At 74.2% G+C, this 361-nt stretch carries 1 protein-coding gene; it reads right to left on the reverse strand.

The window, feature by feature from the left end; genetic code table 11:
• Positions 1–361, reverse strand: a 361-nt coding sequence (locus tag FLP08_RS17415; RefSeq protein WP_162431155.1) for a cobalt-precorrin 5A hydrolase, incomplete at both ends; no start/stop codon positions are given.

Here is a 361-nt window from a genome sequence, read left to right on the forward strand (position 1 = left end):
CGCGTCGGCAGGTTCGAGCGCCGCCAGCACGCAGCGCGGATGGATCAGCAGTTCCTCGGCCCGCGGCGCACGCGCCGAGGGCGTCACGTGAATCGCCAGCGCTGCCTCCGGGTCGCGCGGCAAACGGGCCGCGTCGAGCCAGTCGGCGGCACCCTCGACGCGCACCGGCTGGCCACCGAGCAAATCGGCAACGAAGCGCTTGCCCTGCTCCAGGTCGGCCAGGACATAACCGGCGGGCGGGTTGAGCACGCAGGTGCCGAAGCGCAGCTCGCCGCTGGTGGTGATCGCCGGCGCCACGGCCAGCACCTCGCCGATTTCCCGCGCCAGCCGGTTGACCCCGGCCAGCCCGCCGAGCAGCGGC

Source organism: Christiangramia aestuarii (assembly GCF_009735585.1).
In the GTDB taxonomy this organism is placed as follows: domain Bacteria; phylum Bacteroidota; class Bacteroidia; order Flavobacteriales; family Flavobacteriaceae; genus Christiangramia; species Christiangramia aestuarii.